Source organism: Streptomyces sp. NPDC111628 (assembly GCF_055635195.1).
Genome location: NZ_JBVKBZ010000004.1, coordinates 288,245 through 313,806 on the forward strand (window position 1 = coordinate 288,245; position 25,562 = coordinate 313,806).

The 25,562-nt window shown below is 72.9% G+C and carries 22 protein-coding genes and 1 tRNA gene; 10 read left to right on the plus strand and 13 right to left on the minus strand.

What is annotated here, in order from left to right:
* Positions 1-106 precede the first annotated feature (106 nt).
* A complete protein-coding gene (locus ACZ7MF_RS23310; protein WP_471479400.1) occupies positions 107-1,546 on the minus strand; it encodes a hypothetical protein in 1,440 nt (479 codons plus the stop codon).
* 284 nt (positions 1,547-1,830) lie between these two features.
* Here ACZ7MF_RS23310 and ACZ7MF_RS23315 point away from each other — a divergent pair, with 284 nt between their 5' ends.
* Entirely contained in the window at positions 1,831-2,211 is a 381-nt protein-coding gene (locus ACZ7MF_RS23315) for a hypothetical protein (RefSeq protein ID WP_471479402.1), read from the plus strand.
* A 31-nt stretch (positions 2,212-2,242) separates the two neighbouring features.
* Positions 2,243-3,112, plus strand: coding sequence for a spermidine synthase (locus ACZ7MF_RS23320; protein WP_471479404.1), 870 nt, complete (start codon positions 2,243-2,245; stop codon positions 3,110-3,112).
* Between the two features lie 51 nt (positions 3,113-3,163).
* On the opposite strand, the gene ACZ7MF_RS23325 is transcribed toward ACZ7MF_RS23320, so the two are convergent.
* Positions 3,164-3,733 (minus strand): hypothetical protein, encoded by a 570-nt coding sequence (locus tag ACZ7MF_RS23325; RefSeq protein WP_471479406.1) that lies wholly within the window; start codon positions 3,731-3,733, stop codon positions 3,164-3,166.
* Between the two features lie 120 nt (positions 3,734-3,853).
* Here ACZ7MF_RS23325 and ACZ7MF_RS23330 point away from each other — a divergent pair, with 120 nt between their 5' ends.
* The 3 genes from ACZ7MF_RS23330 (at position 3,854) to ACZ7MF_RS23340 (ending at position 7,605) form a co-directional block, all read left to right on the plus strand.
* On the plus strand, positions 3,854-4,558 hold the full coding sequence (locus ACZ7MF_RS23330; RefSeq protein WP_361000039.1) for a response regulator transcription factor: 705 nt from the start codon (positions 3,854-3,856) through the stop codon (positions 4,556-4,558).
* The gene (locus ACZ7MF_RS23335; protein WP_471479408.1) at positions 4,555-5,997 is read left to right on the plus strand and encodes a sensor histidine kinase; all 1,443 of its coding nucleotides are present in this window, start codon (positions 4,555-4,557) and stop codon (positions 5,995-5,997) included. The genes ACZ7MF_RS23330 and ACZ7MF_RS23335 overlap by 4 nt, the downstream gene beginning before the upstream one ends.
* Before the next feature lie 159 nt (positions 5,998-6,156).
* Positions 6,157-7,605 carry a glycoside hydrolase family 18 protein gene (locus tag ACZ7MF_RS23340; RefSeq protein WP_471479410.1) on the plus strand — a complete coding sequence of 483 codons (1,449 nt, stop codon included), beginning with the start codon at positions 6,157-6,159 and terminating at the stop codon, positions 7,603-7,605.
* Between the two features lie 114 nt (positions 7,606-7,719).
* Here ACZ7MF_RS23340 and ACZ7MF_RS23345 read toward each other — a convergent pair whose 3' ends face one another.
* From ACZ7MF_RS23345 to ACZ7MF_RS23360, 4 genes are all read right to left on the minus strand, one after another.
* On the minus strand, positions 7,720-9,159 hold the full coding sequence (locus ACZ7MF_RS23345) for a GH1 family beta-glucosidase (protein ID WP_471479412.1): 1,440 nt from the start codon (positions 9,157-9,159) through the stop codon (positions 7,720-7,722).
* 142 nt (positions 9,160-9,301) lie between these two features.
* Positions 9,302-10,213 (minus strand): carbohydrate ABC transporter permease, encoded by a 912-nt coding sequence (locus tag ACZ7MF_RS23350; protein WP_356858310.1) that lies wholly within the window; start codon positions 10,211-10,213, stop codon positions 9,302-9,304.
* 12 nt (positions 10,214-10,225) lie between these two features.
* The gene (locus tag ACZ7MF_RS23355) at positions 10,226-11,239 is read right to left on the minus strand and encodes a carbohydrate ABC transporter permease (RefSeq protein WP_471480094.1); all 1,014 of its coding nucleotides are present in this window, start codon (positions 11,237-11,239) and stop codon (positions 10,226-10,228) included.
* A gap of 5 nt (positions 11,240-11,244) precedes the next feature.
* Positions 11,245-12,570: an ABC transporter substrate-binding protein gene (locus tag ACZ7MF_RS23360; protein ID WP_471479414.1), complete on the minus strand. Its 1,326-nt coding sequence runs from the start codon at positions 12,568-12,570 to the stop codon at positions 11,245-11,247.
* Positions 12,571-12,935: 365 nt separating this feature from the next.
* On the opposite strand from ACZ7MF_RS23360, the gene ACZ7MF_RS23365 reads away from it, so the two are divergent.
* Positions 12,936-13,991 (plus strand): LacI family DNA-binding transcriptional regulator, encoded by a 1,056-nt coding sequence (locus ACZ7MF_RS23365; protein WP_471479415.1) that lies wholly within the window; start codon positions 12,936-12,938, stop codon positions 13,989-13,991.
* 143 nt (positions 13,992-14,134) lie between these two features.
* Here ACZ7MF_RS23365 and ACZ7MF_RS23370 read toward each other — a convergent pair whose 3' ends face one another.
* Positions 14,135-15,895, minus strand: a complete 1,761-nt coding sequence (locus tag ACZ7MF_RS23370) for a siderophore-interacting protein (RefSeq protein WP_471479417.1) — start codon at positions 15,893-15,895, stop codon at positions 14,135-14,137.
* The gene (locus tag ACZ7MF_RS23375; RefSeq protein WP_471479419.1) at positions 15,895-16,893 is read right to left on the minus strand and encodes an ABC transporter substrate-binding protein; all 999 of its coding nucleotides are present in this window, start codon (positions 16,891-16,893) and stop codon (positions 15,895-15,897) included. The genes ACZ7MF_RS23370 and ACZ7MF_RS23375 overlap by 1 nt, the downstream gene beginning before the upstream one ends.
* 138 nt (positions 16,894-17,031) lie before the next feature.
* Here ACZ7MF_RS23375 and ACZ7MF_RS23380 point away from each other — a divergent pair, with 138 nt between their 5' ends.
* The 3 genes from ACZ7MF_RS23380 to ACZ7MF_RS23390 all read left to right on the plus strand — a co-directional run bounded on the left by ACZ7MF_RS23380 (position 17,032) and on the right by ACZ7MF_RS23390 (position 19,966).
* The gene (locus ACZ7MF_RS23380) at positions 17,032-17,778 is read left to right on the plus strand and encodes a helix-turn-helix domain-containing protein (protein ID WP_471479421.1); all 747 of its coding nucleotides are present in this window, start codon (positions 17,032-17,034) and stop codon (positions 17,776-17,778) included.
* A 107-nt stretch (positions 17,779-17,885) separates the two neighbouring features.
* Positions 17,886-18,935: a FecCD family ABC transporter permease gene (locus tag ACZ7MF_RS23385; RefSeq protein ID WP_471479424.1), complete on the plus strand. Its 1,050-nt coding sequence runs from the start codon at positions 17,886-17,888 to the stop codon at positions 18,933-18,935.
* Entirely contained in the window at positions 18,932-19,966 is a 1,035-nt protein-coding gene (locus ACZ7MF_RS23390) for a FecCD family ABC transporter permease (RefSeq protein WP_471479426.1), read from the plus strand. The genes ACZ7MF_RS23385 and ACZ7MF_RS23390 overlap by 4 nt, the downstream gene beginning before the upstream one ends.
* A 65-nt stretch (positions 19,967-20,031) precedes the next feature.
* Here ACZ7MF_RS23390 and ACZ7MF_RS23395 read toward each other — a convergent pair.
* The 4 genes from ACZ7MF_RS23395 to ACZ7MF_RS23410 form a co-directional block, all read right to left on the minus strand.
* Positions 20,032-20,104 (minus strand) — tRNA-His (locus ACZ7MF_RS23395).
* Between the two features lie 121 nt (positions 20,105-20,225).
* Positions 20,226-20,828 (minus strand): oligoribonuclease, encoded by a 603-nt coding sequence (gene orn, locus ACZ7MF_RS23400; RefSeq protein ID WP_471479429.1) that lies wholly within the window; start codon positions 20,826-20,828, stop codon positions 20,226-20,228.
* A 169-nt stretch (positions 20,829-20,997) separates the two neighbouring features.
* Entirely contained in the window at positions 20,998-22,194 is a 1,197-nt protein-coding gene (locus tag ACZ7MF_RS23405) for a helix-turn-helix domain-containing protein (RefSeq protein ID WP_356861426.1), read from the minus strand.
* Positions 22,195-22,580: 386 nt separating this feature from the next.
* Positions 22,581-22,880 (minus strand): hypothetical protein, encoded by a 300-nt coding sequence (locus tag ACZ7MF_RS23410; protein ID WP_471479431.1) that lies wholly within the window; start codon positions 22,878-22,880, stop codon positions 22,581-22,583.
* A gap of 303 nt (positions 22,881-23,183) precedes the next feature.
* On the opposite strand from ACZ7MF_RS23410, the gene ACZ7MF_RS23415 reads away from it, so the two are divergent.
* A complete protein-coding gene (locus tag ACZ7MF_RS23415; RefSeq protein WP_003976010.1) occupies positions 23,184-23,711 on the plus strand; it encodes a universal stress protein in 528 nt (175 codons plus the stop codon).
* 15 nt (positions 23,712-23,726) lie between these two features.
* Here the strand turns inward: ACZ7MF_RS23415 and glmS are convergent, their stop codons facing one another.
* The gene (gene glmS / locus ACZ7MF_RS23420) at positions 23,727-25,544 is read right to left on the minus strand and encodes a glutamine--fructose-6-phosphate transaminase (isomerizing) (protein WP_387065949.1); all 1,818 of its coding nucleotides are present in this window, start codon (positions 25,542-25,544) and stop codon (positions 23,727-23,729) included.
* Between the last annotated feature and the right edge of the window lie 18 nt (positions 25,545-25,562).

Below are 25,562 nucleotides of genomic sequence, written 5' to 3' on the forward strand. Positions count from 1 at the left end.
ACGACTGCCCGCAGCGGCGGCGGCATGGCGATTGCTCGCAGCTGCGGTGGGTGGGGGCGCACGACTGCCCGCGGCTGCGGTGGGTGGGCGGTGCGATTGCGCGTAGTTACGCAGGGCGGGGCAGTGCCGCGTGGCGGTCCAGGAAGGTGGAGACTCCCGAGGCGCGGCGGTGGGGGAGGAGGACCCGGGCCGTGCCCGCCAGCATGGTGTGGATGCGGGAGGACTGGACCTCGCCCAGCAGGTCGAGGACCCGCATGCCCGCCCCCGCCGCCTCGTCGGGGCGGCCGCCCCGGGCCAGGTCGTCCGCCAGCTCCGCCGAGTACAGCGCGAGGTTCCGGGTGAAGTGCGGGTCCTGGAGATCCGCCGCCCGCCGCGCGTGCCGGGCCGCCCGCGGCCAGTCGCCCAGCGTGGACCAGCACTGCGCCTCGAGCCCCTCCAGCTCGGCCTCGCCGTAGAAGCTCATCCACTCGGGGTCGGTGTCCGAGGGGCCCCGTTCGAAGAAGGTCTGCGCGCGGACCAGCGCCTGCTCGCAGCCGACGCGGTCCGCGAGCCCCGCCCAGCCGCCCGCCTCGCGCAGCGACAGCAGGGACATCAGCCGGGCCGAGCCCAGCGGGCGGGCGGCGCGCTGCGCGGCCTGGGCCGCCCGTACCGCCTCGCGCGGGCGGCCGGCGTCGCGGGCCAGGAACGCCATGTTGCAGAAGGCGTGCGCCTCCAGGCCCGCGTCGCCGTTCATCCGGGCGGTGGCGAGGGCCTCGGCGTAGTGGGAGCGCGCGTCGTCGAAGCGCCCCGAGTCGTGCGCCAGCCAGCCCACGGAGATCGCCAGTTCACCGGCGCCCGTGTAGAGCCGGTCCGCGGTCGCCTGCCGGGACGCGCCGGCGTCCAGCAGCGCGTACGCGGTGCGCAGCGGGGCCGCCGCGCGCCGGTAGAGACCGTCCGCGCCGTGCCGGTCGTCCAGCAGCCGGATCCGGCGGACGGCTTCTTCGAGGGCGCCGGCCTCGCCCGTCCCGGCCCGGCGCGCGGGGCGCCCGGCCGCCGCAGCGTCGAGGGCGAGCCCCAGGGGGCCGAGCGAGGCGGCGGCCACCGTGGCACCGCTCGTCATGAATGCGCGACGCAGCACGTCGCTCTCCTCGTTGTTGTCGTGCGTTTCGTACAGGTCTTGCGCGTCCCGGACGTCGTGCGTGTCCCGGACGTCGTGCGTGTCATGCGTCTCATACGGCTCACCCGCCCCTCGCGACTCACCCGGGGTGCGGGCCTGCCGTCCGCGTACCGACGAGCGGGGCGCGAACCCCAGGTCGGTGAGCGTGCGGCCGGGGAACATGTGCAGGAACACCCGCTCGTAGGCGTAGTTGGGGCAGCGGATCTCGCCCGCCTCGACCCGGCCGACGTAGCGCGCGTCGCAGCTGACCCGCTCGCCGATCTCGCGCGCGGCCCGGCGGACCGCCGCCGCGAACTCCGCCGGGGAGCGCTTGCCGCGCAACCGCCTGAAGGCGAGGTTCGGCCGCGGGGGCCGTTCGGGCTGGGCGGAGGTCACCGTTGACGACGCCATGGCCGGGTCCTCTCGTGCGAACCGTCGAACCATGCCGGGAAAAGGGCGAGTCAGGCTGGCGGCCCTGTTTCCGGCGAGCAAGAACGTACCGGCTGTGACGGAGCGGCCACGCGCTGTTTGGCTACAAACCGGATATCTCATCCACGATCTGCCATGAAGTGCCATCCTTTGCGGCGGCCCCCGGCCGTAGCCGTTGACGGCTCCCCGCGTTGAACCGGGTGGACCGGGAGGCCCCCGACTCCCGAACCGCTCGTCCGAGGAGGAGTTCCGTGGTGGAGGCCGGGATGGACACCAGCGTCAGCGTTCCCCCCTGCGACGCCTGTGACGTCGTCACCGTGCCGGCCCGGCAGGGTCTGGAGGCGGTCGACATCCTCAGACGGGGAGCCGGTGACGGGGTGGGCCCGGTGCTCCACGACGACGGCTGCGACACCCTGGGATTCCTGGTGCCGCCGGGCACCGCCGCCGCCTGGGACGTGCCGGGCAGCACCTGCACGGAGACGGACGGCCGCGGGCTGAGCATCGTCCCGGCGCCCGAGCCGCCCGTGGAGGGATCCGACTGGCTGCTGCCGCCCGGCGAGGCGGACCTGGCGACCGACCCCGCCGTTCTGCGGGCCGCGCTGGGCGAGGCGGCCCGGCTGATCAGGGCCGCGGACAGCTGCCGCTGAGCACCGTCGCGCCCGGTCCGATAATGGACGGATGGGAAAGTCCAGGAACGCCCGCCGCGGGCGCGCTGCCGCCGAAGCCGTCGTCGAGGACGTCGACGCAGGACGCGCCGAGCTGGTGCCCGACCGCGACCGGCCCCGGGCCTGGACGCTGCTGGTCGACGGTGCCCCGCAGTCGCACGTCGACCTCGACGACCCGGCGTATCTCTCCTTCGAGTACCAGCGCCGCATCGGGCACGTCATCGACCTGACCGCGCCGCCCGGCAGACCCCTGCGGGCCGTGCACCTCGGCGGCGGCGCCCTCACCCTCGCCCGCTACGTCGCCGCCACCCGTCCCCGCTCCACCCAGCAGGTCGTCGAGCGGGACGCCGCCCTCGTCCAACTGGTCCGCCGGGAGCTGCCCCTGGACCCCGGCGCGCGGATCCGGGTGCGCTCCGCCGACGCCCGCGCGGGGCTCGCCAAGGTGCCCGACGGCTGGGCGGACCTCGTGGTCGCGGACGTCTTCGGCGGGGCCCGCACCCCGGCCCACCTGACCTCCACCGAGTTCCTCGACGAGGTGCGGCGCGCGCTCGCGCCCGGCGGGGTCTACGCCGCCAACCTCGCCGACGGCCCGCCGCTGGCCCACCTGCGCGGCCAGATCGCCACCGCCGCCGCCCGGTTCGCCGCACTCGCCCTCGTCGCCGACCCGGCCGTACTGCGCGGCAAACGCTTCGGCAACGCGATCCTGGTCGCCGCCGACCACCCGCTGCCGGTCGCCGAACTCACCCGCCGTGCCGCCTCCGACCCGCACCCCGCGCGCGTGGAACACGGCCGTGCGCTCACCGACTTCACCGGCGGAGCCCACCCGGTGACGGACGCGGCGGCGGTGGACTCGCCCGCGCCGCCGGAGTCCGTCTTCAAGTGAGCCCCCTCCAGCCACCGGTCGTGTCGGTTCGGCAGCCGGCGGTCTCCACCCTCAGTAGCTGCCGATCTCCACCCGCGGCGGTCCGTCGTGCCAGGTGCAGAACACCGACACCCGGTCCGCGCCCGAGGTGAACTCCACCCGGATCCACGACTCCGTCTTCCACACCTGCATCGACCAGCCCGTCCCCGGTGTCGCCGACACCAGCGACGCGGACGACGTCCCGAGGTCGAACACCGCGCGGCCCCCGTCGGTGTCGTAGCTCTTGACCTCGCCGGACGTGTCGGGCGCGGGGCTCGCCGGGTCCTCGGGCGGCGCGGTCGACGGCGTGGTGCGCGACGGGGCGGGGTCCGGCTCGCGGGGCGTCCCGCCCGGCGTCGGCGATGCGCCGTCCGACGGCGACGGCGAGGCCGAGGGCGACGGGCGGCTGGTGGACGACGCCAGGGACTCCCCGTCGTCGCCCTCCCCGTCCCGTACGCCCGCGTCGGCCGCCGTGATGGGCAGCGCGCGGGGGGCGTCGTAGGCCGTGCCCGCCATCACCGTGTGGACGCCCCACCACGACAGGGTGACCGCGGCGCCGGTGGCGAGCAGCCAGGCGATCACGTGGACGAGTCCTCTGCGCATCGCGGCCATACTGCCTCACCCGCCCCACGCGTGTCGCGCGAACGGGGGTGTGACGCGGGCCCGGGCGGAGTTGTCCACAGGCCCGGACCGGGTTGGTCCGCATGGCGTACGGTGCCGCCCATGGCAAGTGTGCTCGTGGTCGAGGACGACCAGTTCGTACGCTCGGCGCTCATCCGGCAGCTGACCGACGCCTCGCACACCGTGCGCAGCGTCGGCACGGCACTGGAGGCGCTGCGCGAGGTCGCCCATTTCCGGTTCGACGTGGTGATCCTGGACCTCGGACTGCCCGACCTGGACGGCTCCGAGGCGCTGAAGATGCTGCGCGGCATCACCGACGTACCGGTGATCGTCGCCACCGCCCGGGACGACGAGGCGGAGGTCGTACGGCTGTTGAACGCGGGCGCGGACGACTACCTCACCAAACCCTTCTCCGTCGAGCACCTGTCGGCCCGGATGGCGGCCGTACTGCGCCGCGCGCGCGGCGGCCCCGCGGAGGCGGCGCCGCCGACCGTCCTGCGGGTCGGCGGCCTCACCGTCGACCCGCTGCGCCGCCAGGCCGAACTGGACGGCACCCCCCTCGACCTGACCCGCCGCGAGTTCGACCTGCTCGCCTTCCTGGCCGGCCGCCCCGGGGTCGTCGTGCCCCGCAAGGAGCTGCTCGCCGAGGTCTGGCAGCAGTCCTACGGCGACGACCAGACCATCGACGTCCACCTGTCCTGGCTGCGGCGCAAACTGGGCGAGACCGCGGCCCGGCCGCGCTATCTGCACACCCTGCGCGGTGTCGGAGTGAAGCTGGAGCCACCACGACTGGAGCAACCACGATGAGATGGGCCCTGGTCAAGGTCTCGCTGGCGGTCACCGCGATGGTCGTGGTCGCCTTCGCCGTGCCGCTCGGACTCGTCATCCGGGAGATGGCCCGCGACCGTGCCTTCTCCAACGCCGAGCGGGAGGCCGCCGCCGTCGCCCCGGCGCTGTCCATCACCACCGACCGCGAGCAGCTGGAACGCGTCGTCGCCTCCGCCGGTTCGGACGCCGGGATGGCCGTGCACATACCCGCGTCCGGTGCCGGTGCGGACGGCGGAGGCGCCGCCGACATCGGGCGGCAGCGGGCCACCGACGAGGACATCGCCGCCGTCCGGCGGATGGGGCGGGCCTCCACCACCGAGGTGGGCGGCGGTTCCACCCTGCTCCAGCCGGTCGCGCTCAGCTCCGGCGAGATCGCCGTCGTCGAGGTGTACGTGCCCGAGTCCGAGGTGACCAACGGCGTCGGCACGGCCTGGGCGGTGCTCGCCGCGGTCGGCGCCGCCCTGATCGTCGGCTCGGTCGCGGTCGCCGACCGGCTGGGCGTCCGGATGGTGCAGCCCGCCCGGCGCCTGGTCGACGGCGCGCACGAGCTGGGGGAGGGCAGGCTCGGTGCGCGGGTGCCCGTGGAGGGGCCGGACGAACTGCGGCGCGCGGCGGTCGCGTTCAACTCCATGGCCGACCAGGTCGTCCAGCTCCTCGCCAACGAACGGGAGCTGGCCGCGGACCTGTCGCACCGCCTGCGCACCCCGCTGACCGTGCTGCGCCTCAACGCGGCCTCGCTCGGCGACGGCCCCGCCGCCGAGCAGACCCGGGCCGCCGTCGAGCAGTTGGAGCGCGAGGTCGACACGATCATCCGCACCGCCCGGGACGCCAAGCCGCAGACGGCCGTCGCCGGGCCCGGCGCCGGGTGCGACGCGGCCGAGGTGGTCCGGGAGCGGATGGGGTTCTGGTCGGCACTGGCCGAGGACGAGGGCCGCAAGTGGCGGGTGGCCGGCGCCGACCGGCCGGTGCGCATACCCGTGGCCCGCACCGACCTGGCCGCCTCCCTCGACGCGCTGCTCGGCAACGTCTTCCGGCACACCGCCGAGGGCACCGCCTTCGCCGTCGACCTGCACAACGGCGAGGACGCGGTGATCGTGCTCGTCTCCGACGCCGGTACCGGCATCACGGACCCCGAGGCGGCGATGGCCCGCGGCCGGGGTTCGGGCACCGACGGGTCGACCGGGCTCGGCCTGGACATCGTGCGCCGGATGGCGGAGTCGACCGGCGGCGACGTCCGCATCGGCGCCTCCGTGCTGGGCGGCACCGAGGTGCGGATCTGGATCCAGCTGGACGGGCGGGCGGCGCCGGCCCGGCGCGGCCACCGGGGCTCCGTACGCCGACGCAGGCAGAGCCGCGGACCGACCCCGGCTCCGGCTCCGGCTCCGGCGTCGGCGGCCCCGGCCGGCCGCGACCATTAATCGGCCCCGATCCCTTCCTTAAGCCCACCCTAAGATCGCCAACCCCCGCCCGGATCAGGCTCTTTGCCCGATTCCGGGTCGCTAGCGTGCTGCCGCACCCCCACCCCGCCCCGACGGCCCTGCGCCGGGGGCACCGTGAACAGCGAAGGCAGGCACGTGATGCGCACGCACCGACGCAAGGTCAGTGGCAGGAACAAGGCGATCGGCGCCCTCGTCGCGGCGGCCGTGGCCGGTGGCGGGGCGCTGCTGTTCACCAGCACCGCCCAGGCGGCCTCGGTCGGCGCCGCGTACACGAAGACCAGCGAGTGGTCGACGGGCTACACCGCCCAGTACGTCGTCACCAACACCAGCGGGCAGGCGAAGCCCGACTGGACCCTGGAGTTCGACCTGCCCTCCGGTGCGAAGCTCGGCTCGCTGTGGAACGCCGAGTCGAAGGCCGACGGGCAGCACGTCACCGTGACGCCGCCCAAGTGGGACACGGACGGGCTGAAGGCCGGCGAGTCCGTCACGGTCGGTTTCGTCGTCAACGGCACCGCCGACCCGACCGGTTGCCTGGTCGACGACGCCGCGTGCTCGACCGACGACGGCGCCACCCCCGAGCCCAGCGGCCGCCCCACCGAGCCCCCGGCCCCGACGCCCACGCCGACCCCCACGGCAACCGACAGCACGGAGCCGACGCCGACCCCGACCGGCACCCCCGGCAACGGCACCGACGCGGGCGCCGGCTTCGCGCCGTACGTCGACACCTCCCTCTACCCGGCCTTCGACCTGCTCGCGCACTCCGCGGCGACCGGCGTCAGGGAGTACAACCTCGCCTTCGTCACCGACGGCGGCGGCTGCACCCCCAAGTGGGGCGGCGTCACCGACCTCGGCAGCGACGCGGTGGCGAACCAGATAGGCGCCCTGCGCGCCGAGGGCGGCGACGTCCGGGTCTCCTTCGGCGGCGCCTCCGGCTCCGAACTGGGTACGACCTGCACGTCGGCCGACGCGCTGGCGGCGGCGTACGGCAAGGTCGTCGACGCCTACAAGCTCACCAAGGTCGACTTCGACGTCGAGGGCGGGGCGCTGCCCGACACGGCCGCCAACACCCGCCGCGCCCAGGCGATCGCCGCGCTCCAGAAGCAGCACCCCGGCCTGGACGTCTCCTTCACCCTCCCGGTGATGCCGGAGGGCCTCACCCAGGCGGGCGTCGACCTCCTCGCCGACGCGAAGAAGAACGGCGTGGACATCGGCGCCGTCAACATCATGGCGATGGACTACGGTCCCGCGTACAGCGGCGACATGGGCACCTACGCCGAGCAGGCCGCCACCGCCACCCAGGCGCAGATCAAGGGCGTCCTCGGCCTGTCCGACGCGGACGCCTGGAAGACGGTCGCCGTCACCCCGATGATCGGCGTCAACGACGTCGCCTCCGAGGTCTTCAAGGTGGACGACGCCACCCAGCTCGTGGAGTTCGCCAAGTCCAAGGGCCTGGGCGCGCTGTCCATGTGGTCCGCGACCCGCGACAAGGCCTGCCCCGGCGGCCCGAAGCCCTCCGCCGACGCCACCTGCAGCTCCGTGGACCAGGAGCCGAACGCCTTCGCCAAGGCCCTCGCCGCCCACAAGTAGGGCAGGGCTCCTTCCCGTAGGGCCGGGCCCCACACCGGCCCTACGAGCGGGGCGCGGCATCCCCCCGTGGAATGCCGCGCCCCGCCACCGCCTGTGTGCCGTCTCCCCGGAGGGTTACTCGGCGCCGTCCACCGGCGGCAGCGTCCCCGTGCGGGCCGCCCGCCCGTACCACAGGGCACTCGACTTCGGGGTGCGCTGCTGGGAGGCGTAGTCGACGTACACCGCACCGAAGCGCTTCTCGTAGCCGTAGGCCCACTCGAAGTTGTCCAGCAGGGACCACAGGTAGTAGCCGCGGACGTCCGCGCCGTCGGCGATGGCCTGCCGGACCGCGGTGAGGTGGCCGTTCAGGTAGGCGACCCGCTCGGGGTCGTGCACCGTGCCGTCCGCGCCGGGCTTGTCGTCGTAGGCGGCGCCGTTCTCGCTGACGTACAGCGGCATGCCGGGGCACTCGCGGTTGTACCGCATGATCAGCTCGTGCAGGCCGGACGGGTCGACGCTCCAGCCCATCTCGGTGCGCTCGCCCGGCGGCTGGTGGAAGGCCACGTCGTCCGCGGCGGGCCAGGGCGAGTGGTCGCTCGCGCCGTGGCCGTCGGCGCGGGGGGCACGCGAGTCGGCGTCGGCCGCCGACACCACCGTCGGCGTGTAGTAGTTGAGGCAGATCGCGTCGATCGGCTGGCGGATCTGCCCCAGGTCGCCGTCCTGGACGAACGACCAGTCGGTGAGCGGCGCCGTCGCCTCCAGCAGGGTCTGCGGGTAGGCGCCGTGCAGGATCGGACCGTGGAAGATCCCGCCGGACAGGTCGTCGATCCGCTGCGCCGCCGCCAGGTCGGCCGGACTCTGCGACAGCGGGCGTACCACGGAGGTGTTGAGGCTGATCGCCACCGAGTTGCGGGCCGGCATCACCGAACGCAGCGCGACCGTGCCCAGGCCGTGTGCCAGGTTCAGGTGGTGCGCGGCGCGCAGCGCGGCCGCCGGGTCGGTGCGGCCGGGGGCGTGCACACCGGAGGCGTAGCCAAGGAAGGCGGCGCACCACGGCTCGTTGAGCGTGATCCAGTGCTCCACCCGGTCGCCGAGCGCCTCGCCGACGATCTGCGCGTACTCGGCGAACCGGTAGGCCGTGTCCCGCTCGGGCCAGCCGCCCGCGTCCTCCAGCTCCTGCGGCAGGTCCCAGTGGTAGAGGGTGACGGCCGGCTTGATCCCGGCGGCCAGCAGCTCGTCCACCAGGCGCCGGTAGAAGTCCAGGCCGCGCTGGACGGCGGGGCCGCGGCCGGTCGGCTGCACCCGGGGCCAGGAGACGGAGAAGCGGTAGGCACCGAGACCCAGGTCCTTCATCAGCGCCACGTCGTCGCGGTAGCGGTGGTAGTGGTCGACGGCGACGTCACCGGTGTCCCCGCCGGCCGTCTTTCCGGCGGTGTGGCTGAAGGTGTCCCAGATCGACGGGGTGCGGCCGTCCTCCCGTACCGCGCCCTCGATCTGGTACGCCGAGGTGGCGGCGCCCCACAGGAAGGCGGGGGGGAAGGTCACCGGGGTCACCGGCGTTGCGGACTCAAGCATGGAAGCGCTCCCATAGCAGGTCGTGGCGGGTCCGGGCGGGTCCCGGGGGGACCGGCCCGAGGACCGACGCGCTGGACCGACGAGTAAGAAGGACGAGGGGGGAAGGGGGCCGGGGCGGTGGCCCGGCCCCAGGGGTGAGGGGTCAGCCCTTGACGGCGCCCTGCATGATGCCGCCCACGATCTGCTTGCCGAAGATCGCGAACACCAGGAGCAGTGGCAGCGTGCCGAGCAGCGCACCGGCCATGATCAGGGACTGGTCCGGGGTGTAGCCGCGGCCCAGTCCGGCGAGCGCGACCTGCACGGTCGGACTGCCGTTCTGCGTCAGCACCAGGAACGGCCACAGGAAGTCGTTCCAGGACTGCACGAACATCAGCATGCCGAGCACGGCCATCGCGGGCCGCGCCGCCGGGAACACCACGTGCCACATCACACGCCAGCTGCTGGCGCCGTCCACGCGCGCCGCCTCGATGATCTCGTCCGGCAAGGCCTGGAGCAGGTACTGCCGCATGAAGAACACGCCGAACGCGTTCACCAGGGACGGCAGGATCACCGCCTGCAACTGGTCGGACCAGTCCAGCTTCGCGACCATCATGTACAGCGGGATGATGCTGAGCTGCGGCGGCACCATCATCGTGCCGATGACGATCAGCATCAGCGCGTTGCGCCCGCGGAAGCGCAGCTTGGCGAAGGCGAACCCGGCGACCGTCGACAGGAAGACGATGGTGCACGCCGAGATCCCGGCCACGATGGTGGTGTTGAGGAACGCCTCGCCGAGGTTGGCGTCTTTCCAGGCGATCTCGAGCTTGTCGAACAGGTTGCCGCCGAACCAGAACGGCGGCGGCGTCTGGGCGAGCCGCTGGTTGTCGCGCGAGGCGGCGATCGCCGTCCACACCAGCGGGAACAGTGAGCCGATGGTGAACAGGGCGAGGATGATGTAGGCGATCGGCCCGGCGTGCAGCGTGCCGCCCGCCCGGGACGCCTTGGAACGTCGTCGGCCCCGCCGGGGCGGCTCGGGTGCCGCGTCGGCCGGGGGTTTCGTCATGGTCGTCGTCACGGCCGGTTCTCCTTAACTACTGGCGCGCAGCCGGCGCGAGATGACGGCGTTGAGGATCCCGATCACGATCAGGATCAGGAACATCGCCCAGGCGATCGCGGAGGCGCGGCCCAGGTGCTGGTTGACCCAGCCCTGCTCGTACAGGTACAGGCCGAGCGTCTGGAACTGGTGCTGGGAGCCGCCCGAGGCGCCCTTGTTGGCGTCGAAGAGCAGCGGCTCGCCGAAGACCTGCGAGGCGCCGATGGTCGACACGACGACCGTGAACAGGATCGTGGGACGCAGCGCGGGCAGCGTGACGTGGATGAACTGCCGCCAGCGGTTGGCGCCGTCCAGTGCCGCCGACTCGTACAGGTCCTGCGGGATCGCCTGCATCGCGGCCAGGTAGATCAGCGCGTTGTAGCCGGTCCAGCGCCAGATGACGATCGTGGACACGGCGAACTTGGACGACCACGAGCCGTTCTGCCAGTCGATCTTGTCCAGGCCCACCATGTCGAGGACCCAGTTGATCATGCCGTAGTCACGGCCGAAGAGCAGCACGAAGACCAGCGAGGCCGCGGCGATCGACGTCGCGTACGGCGCCAGCATCACGACCCGGTAGAAGGTCGAGGCACGCAGCTTGTAGTTGAGGATGTGCGCCAGGCCCATCGCCATCAGCAGCTGCGGCACCGTCGAGATGACGCCGATCCACAGCGTGTTCTTCGCGGCGTTCCAGAAGAACTCGTCGTCGAAGATCCGGGTGTAGTTGTCCAGGCCCGTCCACTGCATGTCGGTGGGCGCGGTCAGCTCCACCGTGTGCAGCGAGGCCCAGCCGGTGTAGATCAGCGGGAACAGGCCGAAGGCGAGGAAGAGCAGGAAGAACGGCGAGACGAACGCGTACGGACTCCAGCGCATGTCCCGCTGCCAGCGGCGGGAGAGCTTGGCCCGCTTCCTGCGGTCGGCCTCCGCGGACGCCCTGCCGCCGGGCGGGCGGCCCGGGGCCGCGCCCCCCTTGACGGGGGACGCGGCGGTGTCGTGCCGGGTGGTCATTCCGGTCACTTCTCCAGGTTGTTGTCGATGGTCTTCACGGCGTTGTCCCACGCGTCCTCGGCCGACTTGCCCTGGGTGACGAGGATGACGCCGTTGTCGGTCAGACCCTGCTGGACGATCTGGTCCTTCGGGCCGATCACCTGGGTCGGGATCTGCTCCGCGGCCTTGGCGAACAGCTCGCCGATCGGCGCGTCACCGGTCATGTCGTTCTTGCCGCCGGTCACCTGCGGGAGCTTGTACGCGGCGGGCGCGCTCGGGAAGCTGCCCATCTTGGAGAAGAGCTTGGCCTGCTGCTCGGGCGCGGTCAGCCAGGTCACCAGCTTCTGGGCCTCCTTCACGTGCTTGCCGCTCTTGGGCACGCCCAGGAAGGTGCCGCCCCAGTTGCCGGCCTTCGGGGCCTGGGCCACGTCCCACTTGCCGGCGGAGTCCGGCTGCGACTTGGCCTTGATGGTGCCCAGCATCCACGGCGGGCAGGCGACGGTGGCGAACAGGCTGTTGGAGATGGTCTGGTCCCAGGCCGGCTGGAACTGGGTCTGCGACTGGACCAGCCCCTTCTCGGCCGCCTCGGCGGTCAGGTCGAAGGCCTTCTTGACGTCCGGGTTGGTCTTGTAGATGACCTTGCCGGAGGCGTCGTAGAACTTCTCGTCCTCACTGCTGAGCATGGCGTTGATCAGACCGCCGGGCGAGTCCATGAAGTAGGTGTCCTTGCCGGCGCCCTCCTTGTACTTCTCGCCGGCCGCGATGAACTTCTTCCAGTCACCGGCCCACAGCTTGGAGACCTCTTCGCGGTCGGTCGGCAGGCCGGCCTTCTCGAACAGGTCCTTGCGGTAGCAGATGGCCATCGGGCCGATGTCGGTGCCGAGGCCGATCGTCGCGCCGTCCTTGGTGGTGGCCTGCTGCCACTTCCAGTCGAGCCAGTTGGTCTTCTGGACGCCCGCGGCCTTGGACATGTCCTCGAACTTGTCCGCCTGGGTGGCGACGACCTCGGCGATGTTGCCGACCTCGATCGCCTGCACGTCCTGGAGGCCGCTGTTGGTGGTGAGGTGGTTCACCAGGGCGGGGTAGTAGTTCTCGTTCCGCTCGGTGACGTTCTCCTCGATGTTGATGTCCGGGTTGAGCTTCTCGTACTCGTCGTAGAGACCGGCCTCCTTGAAGCCCATCGTCCCGAACAGACCGAGGGTGATCGTCGTCTTGCCGCTGCTGTCGCCCGACGACGAGCTGTCCTCGTCGCCTCCGTCGTCGGCACAGCCGGCCAGCAGCCCGGCGCCCAGCGACGCGATGGCCGCCATGACCACCACTCTGCGGGCCGATCCTCTGCGTGCTGCTCGCATTGCGTCCTCCTGTTGCCCTGACGTGCCGACCCCCCGGCCAACTGCATGGTTGGACCCGCTGCTTCATGTGGTGCGTTCGTCGCTGCGGCTCGGGCGTGGAACGTGCGGGATGTGTATGTGCCAGGTAGTGTGGGAGCGCTCCCACAAGTGATGTGTTGAAGAGTCGTCGGTCCGGGCGGGGGTGTCAAGGGAACGGACGCGACGAATTGCGTTCAGTTATCGGCCTGTTAACTGGACGTTGCGAGCGGCGCGGAGACGCCCCCCGTACGGCGGGGCAGGGGCCGGAGTCGGTCATTACACCCGACCGGCCTGTTAAATTCCAGGCCAGCCGCAGAGCGCGGGGGTGACGACGGGAGGCGGAGCCGATGGCAAGCCACGGAGTGCGTGGTCGGAGCGGTGGCCGGCCCACCCTCGAAGAAGTGGCGGCACGCGCGGGCGTCGGCCGCGGCACGGTCTCCCGCGTGATCAACGGCTCGCCGCGGGTCAGCGACGCGACCCGGGCGGCCGTCGAGGCGGCGGTCGCGGAACTCGGCTACGTCCCGAACACGGCGGCCCGTGCGCTGGCGGCCAACCGCACGGACGCGATCGCCCTGGTGGTGCCGGAGCCGGAGACCCGGTTCTTCGCGGAGCCGTACTTCTCGGACATGCTGAAGGGCGTCGGCTCCGAGCTGTCCGACACCGAGATGCAGCTGCTGCTGATATTCGCGGGCAGCGACCGGGAGCGGGAGCGGCTCGCCCAGTACCTGGCGGCGCACCGGGTGGACGGCGTCCTGCTGGTCTCGGTGCACGCCGACGACCCGCTGCCCGACCTGCTGACCCAGCTGGAGATCCCCGCGGTGATCAGCGGCCCCCGCTCGGCCGCGGAGCCGCTGGCGTCGGTGGACTCGGACAACTACGGCGGCGCCCGCTCGGCCGTCGAGCACCTGCTCTCCCGGGGGCGCGGCCACGTCGCCCACATCACCGGCCACCTCGCCGTCTACGGCGCCCAGCGACGCGTCGACGGCTACCGCGACGCCCTGCGCGAGGCGGGCCACGAGGTGGACGAGGGCCTGATCGAGCCGGGCGACTTCACCGAGGAGGGCGGGCGCCGCGCGATGGCGGAGCTGCTGCGCCGCCGGCCCGACGTGGACGCGGTCTTCGCCGCCTCGGACGTCACCGCGGCGGGCGCCGGCCAGGTCCTGCGCGAGGCGGGCCGGCGCATCCCCGACGACGTGGCACTGGTCGGCTACGACGACTCGGCCATCGCCCGCCACATGGAGCCGCCGCTGACCAGCGTGCGCCAGCCCATCGAGGAGATGGGCCGCGCGATGATCGACCTGTTGCTCACCGAGATCGCCGACCGCCGCCCGGCCGCCTCGCGCGGCCTGGAACGCCACCAGGTGGTGCTGGCGACGGAACTGGTGGAACGCAGGTCGTCGTAAAGCGTTGAATCCCCGGCGCCACGACCGGCTCCGCCAGGCGGACGCCGGGGGGTGGGCACGGGGGGTTCGAGGTCCCGTTGACGGAGCCAGTGGATCTCCCCCCCCCGCGATCGCGGGGGCGGGAGGGGTTCCGTCGTCGGGGGTCAGGTGCGGCGTAGGACCGTTGCCTCCGTGCCCCAGCCCAGGGGGATGACGCGGGCGACGTGCCAGCCGGTGCGGTGGGCGAGGGCCGCGATCGCGGGGGAGTCCCGCAGCGGGCTGCCGGTGGCGGCGTATGCGTGCAGCGCCGCCTCGGCCGCGTGCGGGCTCAGGCCGTCGGGGCGGGACGCCTCCACGAGGACCACCGTCGGGGCCCAGGCGGCGAGCCGGGTGAGCAGGGTCTCGGCCTCGTCGTCGGTCCGGTGGGCCAGGGCTTTCGCGGCCACGGCGAGGTCGGCGGGTCCCCCGGTCCAGTCGATCCGCTCCGGCGCCGGGACGCGAGCGCGCAGCACCGCGGCCGGGACCTCGTCCTCCGCGATCCGCAGTCGCGGCCGCCGGCCGGCGTCGTCGAGGGCGGCGACGACGGCGGCGCTGCCGGGACCGGTGAGCAGACAGGTCTCGACGCCCGCCCACAGGGGGTCGGCCGCCAGGCCGTTCAACAGGAACACCAACTGCTCGCACTCCTCGACCAGTTCGCCGTAGCGCTCCGCGTCCCCCGCCACCGTGTCGTGCAACGTGGCCCCCGACGCCCGCTGCCAGGGGGAGCCGCCCCCGCGCAGCGCGGGCGCCAGCTCGGCGAGGGAGAGCAGCAGCCCGGCCTCGTGGCCCGTGTACTCGTCCCGCGCGTGGTCGTCGAGCAGTTCCTCGCCCGCCGGGCCCAGCCGCAGCCCGTCGTGGCCGCCGACGACCACACCGTGCGCGGCGAGCAGCGGCAGCAGCACGCCGATGCTCGGCGCGGGCACGTCCAGGCGCGTGGCGAGCGCGGCGAGCGGCAGGCCGGGCGCGTCGGCGACCGCGTCGAGCAGGCCGAGCCGCAGCGCGGCCCGCACGACCAGCCACGGCACCGGCGAGGGCACGGGCGCGTGCTCCCCGGCCGTCGCCGCGTCCTGAGCCCCGGTCGGGGGAGCGGGCTCCTCGCGGTGCCAGTAGCCCGTGATGTTCAGCCGCTCCTTCGGCAGCCCGCACTCGCGCCCGAGGTACCGGCGTACCGGCAGCAGCGCCCGGCTCTCCGCCGCGGCCCATGCGTAGCCGTCCCCCGCCGGCAGTGGCAGGGCACGGACGGCGGCCTCCAGTGCCGTCGCGTCCCCCGGTTCCGCGAGGACCCACCGGATGGTGTCGCCCTCCCGCAGCGCGAGCTTCTGGCGCGCGGCGTCGTCCGCGACGGTGACCAGGATGTGCGCCGGTGCGTCGACGGGCCGTTCGTCGAGGAAGCGACCGATCGCGGGCAGCGCGGTCTCGTCCCCGGCGAGCAGGATCCAGTCCGGCCGCCCGGGCAGCCGCAGCGAGGACTTGGGGCCGACGAACCACAGCTCGTCGCCCACCCGCGCCGCCCGGGCCCAGGCCGCCGCGGGCCCGTCCCCGTGGGACACGAAGTCGAGGTCGAACTCACCGGCCGCGGGATCCACCCGCCGCGGGGTGTAGTCGCGGGTGAGCCGGTTCTCGGCGGGCGTCCACTCGATGCCGTGCGGCAACTGCGCCGGGAGCGCGGCGCGGACGTCCCCGTCCGAGGCCAGGATCAGCTTCACGTGGTCGTCGAACCCGGGCGCGGCGAAGGCCGGACGGTCGATCCCGTCCCGGGTGAAGGCGCCGAGCTGGTCGCCGCCGAGGACGATCCGCCGCATCCGGGGCGTCACGTCGTGGACGCGGCGCACCGTGACCCGGCGCAGCACGAGGGGGTGCGTCGTGAACGCACGCCGCGCGGCCATCAGGAGAACTCCTTCTCGATGATGTCCAGCAGCGCCATCGACTCGTCGTAGTCGCCGCGCAGCACCCAGTACGGCAGGTCGTGGGCGTGGCCCGACTTGAAGGCGGGCAGCGCGCCGTAGACCGGGTTCTTCTTCAGCGTGGCGACGTCGGTCGTGTCGGCGTTGAAGCCCATCACGAACACCGACGGCTGGGTGATCGTCTGCCCGGCCTTCTCGGTCGACAGCTCGAACATGTCGCCGCCCTGCCCGTACACCTTGAACCCGCCGTCGGCGAAGACCGGTGCCGGTTCGATGCCGACCTTCTTGAACTCGACCGGCAGGCCGACGCTCTCCACCAGTCCGTAGGCGGTGCCGTCCCCGGTGAAGGCCAGGAAGGACACCGGGCCGGGCGGCGGCTCGATCGCGTTCTTCACCTCGGCGATCCGCCGGTCGTAGGCGGCCACGTGCTCGTCGTAGACCTCGCCCTTGCCGAACACGTCCTCGGCGAGGAAGGAGAACTGGGCGCGCCAGTCGCCGAGCTCCTTGCCCACCAGCACCGTCGGCGCGATGTCCGAGAGGTCGTCGTAGACCTTCTCCGCCTGGAAGAGCGGGAAGCCGATGCCGCCGCCGACGATGAGGTCGGGCTCCAGGGCGAGGATCGCCTCCAGGTCGAATCCGTCGACGCTCCACGGCAGGAACGTCGTGCCGTCCTCCTTCGCCTCCTTCGCCCAGTACGGGGAGAACTCGCCCTCGCCGTCGGCGTCCTCGGGGATCGTCGCGCGCACCGGCACGTCCAGGTCGTAGAGGTAGCCGGCGAGGGCGTGGTTCAGCACGACCACGCGCTTCGGCTCGGCCGGCACCTCGACCTTGCCGTAGTCGGTCGGGACGGTGCGGGTCGTGGCGGCGGACGCCCCCTCCCCGTCCCCGGAGGAGCCGGCGGAGTCGTCGGAGGCGGCGCAGCCGGTGAGGGCCAGCGTGGCGACGAGCGCGACGGCGAGCAGGCGGGCAGTGGCAAGCATGGGACCTCACGTGGCTGGGCAGATCATGCGTTCGACGGATTGGTAAGGTGAGCCTAACCTCGCTGGTTTCGCGGGATCGGTCCGCATGCGACATCACCGGTGACGGACACGACACTTCGCAGGCACGGGGAGGCAGGCTTGCCGGTCACATCCCTCGGCACCGTGGTCGCCGAGAACGCCATCCGTTTTCTCGGCCACGACACGCACCAGCACGACGAGCCGCACCTCGTCTACGTCGTGACGGGCTCCGCCCTCCTGATCGCCGACGGCGGCGAGTGGCGGCTCGGCCGTCAGGAGGCCGTCTGGCTCGCGCCCCGGGTGCCGCACGCGCTGCGGATCGCCGCCGGCGGCATGGCACTCGGCCCCACCCTCGACCCCGGTGACCTGCCCCGATGCCGGGTACAGCCGCTCGGAGCGGTGCCCGCCGTCATCGAGGTGATGACCACCGCGCTGGGCGCCGCACCGGGCACCGCGGAACAGGTCAGGCCGTTCCGCCAGGCCCTCGGCCGGGTGCTGCGGGGCATCTCGCGGCAGTACTTCCCGGTCGTCCTGCCCACCCACCCCGCGGTGCGCGCCCTCGCCCGCGAGGCGCTGCGCACCCCGGCCGCGACGCTGGAGCGGCTGGCCGCACAGCACCGGATGAGCCCGCGCCAGGTGCAGCGGGTCTTCCTCGACGAGACCGGGCTCCCCTTCACACGGTGGCGCAGCCGGGCCAGGATGAACGCCGCCGTCGAGCACGTCCTCGGCGGCGGGGAACTGACGGCGGCGGCCCGGGCGGCCGGCTACGCGACCCGGACCGGACTGCTGCGCGCCCTGAGCCGCGAGTCCGGGATCCCGGTGGGCGAGCTGACGGCGGACCCGGCGGGCGCCCTCGGCGGACGCTGAGCCCCGGGCGGTTCCGGTCACCTGTATGTACGTGTTCATGTCGGTCGCCGTGCGTCGGCACGGGGCGGCCGGCCCGCCCGAGGGGGCGGGCCGCGCAAGGAGGATGGATGGCACAGGCGCTCGCGACGGCGACCGCGCCCCCGCCGGCTCGCCCGTCGCACTCCGGCGGACGCCGACTGCTCGGCCTGGGCGCCGCGGTCGCCGTACTGCTCGCGGCCGTGGTGCTCAGCGTCGCGGTCGGCTCGGCGATGCTGCCGCCCGACGTGGTGTGGCAGGCGCTCACCGCGCCCGACGGCTCCGCGGCGCACGCCACGGTCGGTTCCGCCCGCGTCGACCGGACCGTGCTCGGCATTCTCGTCGGCGTGGCCCTGGGGGTGGCGGGCGCGCTCATCCAGGCGCTCACCCGCAATCCGCTCGCCGACCCCGGCATCCTCGGGGTCAACGCCGGTGCCGGGTTCGCCGTCACCCTGGGCGTGGCCGTGTTCGGCGTCACGCGCATCGAGCAGTACCTGCCGTTCGCGTTCGCCGGGACCGTCGCCGGTGCGGCGGTGGTGTACCTGGTCGGCAGCGGCGGGCGGGGCGGGGCCTCACCGCTGCGGCTCACCCTGGTCGGGGTCGCCTTCACGGCGGTCCTGTCCGGCGTCTCGCAGACCCTGGCGCTGATCGACACCGAGACCTTCGACCGGATGCGCTTCTGGGAGGCGGGCACCGTCACCGACCGCCCGGGCGGCACCGTCACCGCGATCCTCCCCTTCGTCGTGGCCGGTCTCGTGGTCGCCCTCTGCTGCGCGCGCCCGCTGAACGCGATCGCCCTCGGCGACGACGCGGCGCGGGCGTTCGGGCTCCGGGTCGGCGCGACCCGGGCCGGCGTGGTGCTCGCGGTGACGCTGCTGTGCGGCGCGGCCACGGCGGCGGCGGGCCCGCTGGTCTTCGTCGGCCTCATGGTGCCGCACGCGGTGCGCCGGATCACCGGGCCGGACTGGCGCTGGATCCTCGCCTACTGCGCCGTCCTCGCGCCGGTGGTCGTGCTGGTCGCCGACATCCTGGGCCGCCTCGTCGTGATCCCGTCCGAGTTGCCGGTCGGCGTGATGATGCCGCTGGTCGGCGCGCCCGTACTGATCCTGCTGGTGCGCACCGGACGGGCGAGGACGTCGTGAGCGGGGTGCTCGTGCTCAGGGCCGGACCCCTGAGCCTGCGGCTGACCCGGCGGGCCGTCCTCGTGTGCGGGCTGCTGTGGCTGGTGCTGATCGGCCTGGTCCTGTGGGCCTTCACCCTGGGCAGCTATCCCCTGAGCCCCGGCGACGTGACCTCCGTCCTCACCGGCGGCGCGAGCAGGAGCGTGCGCACGGTCGTCCTGGAGTGGCGGGCGCCGCGCATCGTCGCCGCCGTGCTCTTCGGGGCCGCCCTGGCGGTGGGCGGCGCGATCTTCCAGTCCCTCACCCGCAACCCGCTCGGCAGCCCCGACTTCATCGGCTTCACCACCGGCTCCTACACCGGCGTCGTGCTGACCATGCTGGCCGGCGCGAGCAGCTACGCCGCGCTCGCGGCCGGGGCGCTGGCCGGGGGCCTGGGCACCGCGCTGGCCGTGTACCTGCTGGCGTTCCGGCGGGGGGTGCAGGGCTTCCGGCTGATCGTCGTGGGCATCGCCGTGGGCGCCCTGCTGTCGTCGGTCAACACCTGGTTCTCGGTGAAGGCCGAGGTGGACGCGGCGCTGCGGGCGGCGGTGTGGGGCGCCGGGTCGCTCAGCACCGTCGACTGGCGGATCATCGCCGTGGCCGCCGTCGTCCTGGCGGGGGTCGCGCTGGCCGCGCCGGTGGCGCAGCGCAGGATGCGGCGGCTCGAACTCGGCGACGACACCGCGGCGATGCTCGGGGTGCCGGTGGAGCGTACGAAGCTGCTGCTGGTCGTCCTCGGTGTGGTCGCGACGGCCACGGTGACCGCGGCGTGCGGCCCCATCTCCTTCGTCGCCCTGGCGGCTCCTCAGATCGCCCGCCGCCTCACCGGCCACGGCACCTCCGTCGACCTCGCCGGATCGGCCCTCGTGGGCGCGGTGCTGCTGCTCGGCGCGGACATCGCCGCGCAGCACGCGATCCCGGGCGTGCTCCTGCCGACCGGGGCCGTCACGGTGTGCGTCGGGGGTGCGTACCTGCTGGCGCTGCTCGTGCGGGAGGGCCGGCGAGCGGCGTAGGGCCCGGAGCCCGGAACGCCGTCGGCCGGTGACCCTCTCGCGAGGATCACCGGCCGACGGATCAGGGTGAGTGACGGGACTTGAACCCGCGGCATCCTGGACCACAACCAGGTGCTCTACCAGCTGAGCTACACCCACCGAGGCCGGTGCTCGAATCCCGCGTGGCGGGTTTCCCGACCGGCTGAGAAAAAGTGTACAGGGTCCGAAGGGGTGCTCGCGCCCGGCTTTCCGGTCGCCGCCGTCCGGCGGGCCCGCGCCCCTAACCGGCGGCTACGACGTGCTTCGCGGCGATCGCCTTGGCCGTGTCGGAGTCGGGGCCGGGCTGCGGGACGAAGACCGCCTCCCGGTAGTAGCGCAGTTCGGCGATGGACTCGCGGATGTCGGCGAGCGCGCGGTGGTTGCCGTTCTTCTCGGGGCTGTTGAAGTACGCCCGCGGGTACCAGCGGCGGGCCAGCTCCTTGATCGAGGAGACGTCGACGATCCGGTAGTGGAGGTAGGCCTCAAGCGTCGCCATGTCCCGCAGCAGGAAGCCGCGGTCGGTGCCGACGGAGTTGCCGCACAGGGGGGCCTTGCCGGGCTCCTTCACGTGCTCCCGCACATAGGCCAGGACCTGGGCCTCGGCGTCCGCCAGTGTCGTGCCGCCGTCCAGCTCCGCGAGCAGCCCGGACGCGGTGTGCATCTCCCGCACCACCTCCGGCATCGTCTCCAGGGCCCGCTCCGGCGGGCGGATCACGATGTCGACGCCTTCGCCGAGGATGTTCAGCTCGGAGTCGGTGACGAGGGCGGCAACCTCGATGAGCGCGTCGTCGGACAGCGAGAGGCCGGTCATCTCGCAGTCGATCCACACCATGCGATCGTTCATGCGGGCCACTGTACGGGGGGCGCCTGTTTATCGGGCCCCCGGCGTCCGTGCTGGCCTCGCTGGGGGCTGCGCCCCCAGACCCCCGCTTTCGGCCTGAACGGCCTCGTCCTCAAACGCCGGACGGGCTGGAACAGCCCGTCCGGCGTTTTGAGTGCCGCGAGACCTCACGTCACGGTGCGCTGCGCTGACCCGGCACGCTTGCCGCGCCCGCCGGCATCGGGGTTGCCGTGCGGCGGGTCTGGAACGGGACCGCGTTCTCCGGGGCGAGGGCGGCCGGCGGGTCGGACGGGGGCAGCGGACGGGAGGCGCCCGCGGCCGCGGTGTCCGGGTCCGGCTGGCGGTCGCCCTGGGGGCGGCGCGCCCGGTAGGCCGCCCGGTAGGCGGCCGGGGACGAGCCCAGCTGGCGGCGGAAGTGGCCGCGCAGGGCCACCGGGGAGCGGAAGCCGCAACGGCCGGCGACCTCGTCCACGGAGTAGTCCGACGTCTCCAGCAGGCGCTGAGCCTGGAGCACCCGCTGCGTGATCAGCCACTGCAGCGGGGCGCTGCCCGTCAGCGAGCGGAACCTGCGGTCGAAGGTGCGGCGGCTCATGTAGGCGCGCGCGGCCAGCGTCTCCACGTCGAACTGCTCGTGGAGGTGCTCCAGCGCCCAGGCGACGACCTCGGCGAGCGGGTCGGCGCCGATCTCCTCCGGTAAAGACCTGTCGAGGTAGCGCTCCTGGCCGCCGCTGCGGCGCGGGGGGACCACCAGTCGGCGGGCCAGCGCGCCGGCCGCCTCGTTGCCGTGGTCCGTGCGCACGATGTGCAGGCACAGGTCGATCCCGGCCGCGGTGCCCGCGGACGTGAGCACGTCGCCGTCGTCCACGAACAGCTCGCGCGGATCGACGTGCACCGACGGATAGCGCTTGGCCAGCGTCGGCGCGTACATCCAGTGCGTGGTGGCGGGGCGGCCGTCCAGCAGGCCCGCCGCGGCGAGGACGAAGGCGCCCGTGCACAGTCCGACTATGCGCGCCCCCTCCTCGTGCGCCCGGCGCAGTGCGTCGAGTGCCTCCTCCGGCGGCGGCGAGGTGATTGACCGCCAGGCCGGCACGACGACCGTGCCCGCGCGCGAGATCGCCTCCAGCCCCTGTGGTGCGGTGAGTTCCAGGCCCCCCGTGGTCCGCAGCGGGCCCTCCTCGCCGGCGCACACCAGCAGCCGGTAACGCGGTACGCCGGCGTCCTGGCGGTCGATCCCGAACACCGACAGCGGTATGGAACTCTCGAAGATGGGGCCGCCGCTGAACAGCAGCACCGCGACGATCTCCTTGCGGCGGCGCCCGGACAGCTTCCGGGCCGCGGCTTCCGGCGCGGCGGCGGAGTCGTGGCTCATACTGCTAAGCCCCCCTCGGTGGTCGCGGCGCCCTTCACCCTTCGGGTCTGTCGCTCCAACACGTTTCCCCTCGGTCCTGCACGAGTCCCCCGCCGTAGACGGTCAAGATCGAATCTACTGTGTCCCGCCGCGCCGAGGTGGCCGGTTCGGCACTTGGGACATTGTCGACATGGCAACTTGGCGTGAAGCAGTCGATCACGAAGCGTTGCACTCCAGGGCGCCCCTGGGAAGTGCGCCTTGTGTCAGTGGCCAATCCCCGTAGGGTGCGAGGGGGGCCCGAGACCCTTTCCGTGCAGGTGGAACGGGGGTTTGGGGGTAGTGAGGGGTGTGGATGCGCCACCTGCGGAAGTTGGCTGAAAAGAAGCGGAACTGTGCGCGGAAACCGGTCAGTCGACCGGTGCCTTTTCCCCAGCGTGCCGCCCGCCCCTGCGAGCCTGCCGCCCGCCCCTGCGCGCCCGCGACCGGGCCGCGACCCGCTCGGAACGCCGCAGCAGCAGACGGCAGGCGCCGGTGACGGCGGCCAGGCCGAAGGCCGTGCCGGCGGCGCCCGCGAAGGAGGCGCCGTACCAGAGGAGCGCCACCGGCACGAGGAAGCAGCTGAACGCCGCCCAGCGGACGAGATCGGTGACGCCGTCCCGGTCGGGTGTGCCGGACGTCGGGTCGGCGGGACGGTGCGGTCCTGACACGGGTGCTCCCTGGGGTGGCGGCATGGGGATCAACGCCCGTGCGGCGCGTCGGTCACGACGCGCCACGACCGGTGACGGACAGTTGAATCCTGTGCAAACCGCCTGTACAGAGCAGCAACCATTGCGTTACGGGCGCCCTCTCGGGCATGCTCCGGTGAATCCCGCGGGGGACCCCCCGCGAGATCCGGGCGAAGGAGGCGTGCCGCCGTACCCTTGGGGGTATGGGGTTGGGAAGACCATTCCCGGACACAGCTCCGCCGCACACTGTTGTCCCCCATAGAGGATAAAAACGCCGAGACAGCCATGGCCGGTCACGAATTCTTCGAACCCGCGGACCGCAAGCGGCCCGTCGCCGAACCTACGGCGGCCGAGCCCCTGGCGGCCGAAGAGCCACGCCAGTCGTGCGACCCAGCCTTCAAGCACGGTGTCGTCGTCGGCTTCGACGGCTCCACGTCCAGCGAGCGCGCCCTCGCCTACGCCATCGGCATGGCATCCCGGCTGGGCTCCGGCCTGGTCATCGTGCATGTCGCCAACCGGCTGCCGACCACCGTGTGGGCCGGCTGCGAACCTCCGGTCTTCGTCGACGTGCCCGACCACCGCACCGAGGTGCTCGGGCTGGAGCTGGCGTGCGCGGACTACCTCGCCGAGGTGTCCTGGATCCTGGTCGAGCGCGGCGGCGACATCTGCCACGAACTCGAAGAGGTGGGGCGGGAGTACGAGGCGGACGCCATCGTCGTCGGCTCCAGTCACGGACTGGTCGGCCGCCTCTTCGGCTCCGTCGCGGGCCGCCTCGCCAAGCGGGCGAAGCGGCCCGTGGTCGTCATCCCCTGACCCGGCGGGACGGGGTTACTCCACCGTCACGGACTTGGCGAGGTTGCGGGGCTTGTCGATGTCCCGGCCCAGGGCCAGCGCCGTGTGGTAGGCGAGGAGCTGGAGCGGGATGCCCATGAGGATCGGGTCCAGCTCGTCCTCGTTCTTCGGGACGACGATCGTGTGGTCGGCCTTCTCCTGCTCCCGGTGGGCGACGGCGAGGATCTGGCCGCTGCGGGCCTTGATCTCCTCCATGGCCGCGCGGTTCTTCTCCAGCAGGTCGTCGTCCGGCACGATCGCGACCGTCGGCAGGGCCGGCTCGATCAGGGCGAGCGGGCCGTGCTTCAGCTCGGAGGCCGGGTAGGCCTCGGCGTGGATGTAGGAGACCTCCTTGAGCTTCAGGGAGGCCTCGCGGGCGACCGGGTAGCCCCGCACGCGGCCGATGAAGAGCATCGAGCGGGCCTCGGCGTACTGCGCGGCCAGCTTCTTGACGTCCTCCTCCTGCTCCAGCATCTCGGAGATCTGCGCGGGCAGCTTGCGCAGGCCCTCGATGATGCGCTTGCCGTCGCGGACCGACAGGTCGCGGGTGCGGCCCAGGTGCAGGGCGAGCAGCGCGAAGGCGACGCAGGTGTTGGTGAAGCACTTGGTGGACACGACGCACACCTCGGGCCCGGCGTGCACGTACATGCCGCCGTCGGCCTCGCGGGCGATCGCCGAACCGACGACGTTGACGATGCCGAGGACCCGGGCGCCCTTGCGCTTCAGCTCCTGGACGGCGGCCAGCACGTCGTAGGTCTCGCCGGACTGGGAGACGGCGATGTACAGGGTGTCGGGGTCGACGACCGCGTTGCGGTAGCGGAACTCGGAGGCCGGCTCGGCGTCCGCGGGGATCCGGGCCAGCTCCTCGATCATCTGGGCGCCGATCTGGCCCGCGTGGTACGACGTTCCGCAGCCGAGGATCTTCACGCGGCGCACGGCGCGCGCGTCGCGGGCGTCCAGGTTGAGGCCGCCGAGGTGCACGGTGGAGAAGCGGTCGTCGATCCGGCCGCGCAGCACCCGGTCCACGGCCTCGGCCTGCTCGTGGATCTCCTTGTGCATGTAGGTGTCGTGGCCGCCCATGTCGTAGGAGGCGGCCTCCCACTCCACCGTGGTGGGCTCGGACGTGGTGCGGGTGCCCTCGGTGGTGTAGGTGCGGAAGTCGTCGGCCTTGAGGGTGGCCATCTCGCCGTCGTCGAGCGTGACTATCTGCCGGGTGTGGGTGACCAGCGCGGCGATGTCCGAGGCGACGAACATCTCCTTCTCGCCGATGCCGAGGACGACCGGTGAGCCGTTGCGGGCGACCACGATGCGCTCGGGGAAGTCGGCGTGCATCACGGCGATGCCGTACGTGCCCTCGATCACCCGCAGGGTCTCGCGGACCTTGTCCTCCAGCTTCTCGGCCTCGGAGCGGGCGATGAGGTGGACGAGGACCTCGGTGTCGGTCTCGGAGAGGAACTCGACGCCGTCCGCCTCCAGCTTGCGGCGCAGGTCGGCGGCGTTGTCGATGATGCCGTTGTGGACGACGGCGACCTTGTTGTCGGCCGACATGTGCGGGTGGGCGTTCACGTCGGAGGGGGCGCCGTGGGTGGCCCAGCGGGTGTGGGCGATGCCGGTGGTGCCCTTGAAGCGCGCGGGGACCTTGGCCTCCAGGTCGCGCACCCGGCCCTTGGCCTTGACCATCCTCAGGCCGGTGGCCTTCGGGGAGGTGATGACCACGCCCGCCGAGTCGTACCCGCGGTACTCCAGGCGCTGGAGGCCCTCGAGGAGCAGGGGCGCGACGTCACGCTTGCCGATGTATCCGACGATTCCGCACATGTATACGTAAACCTCTGT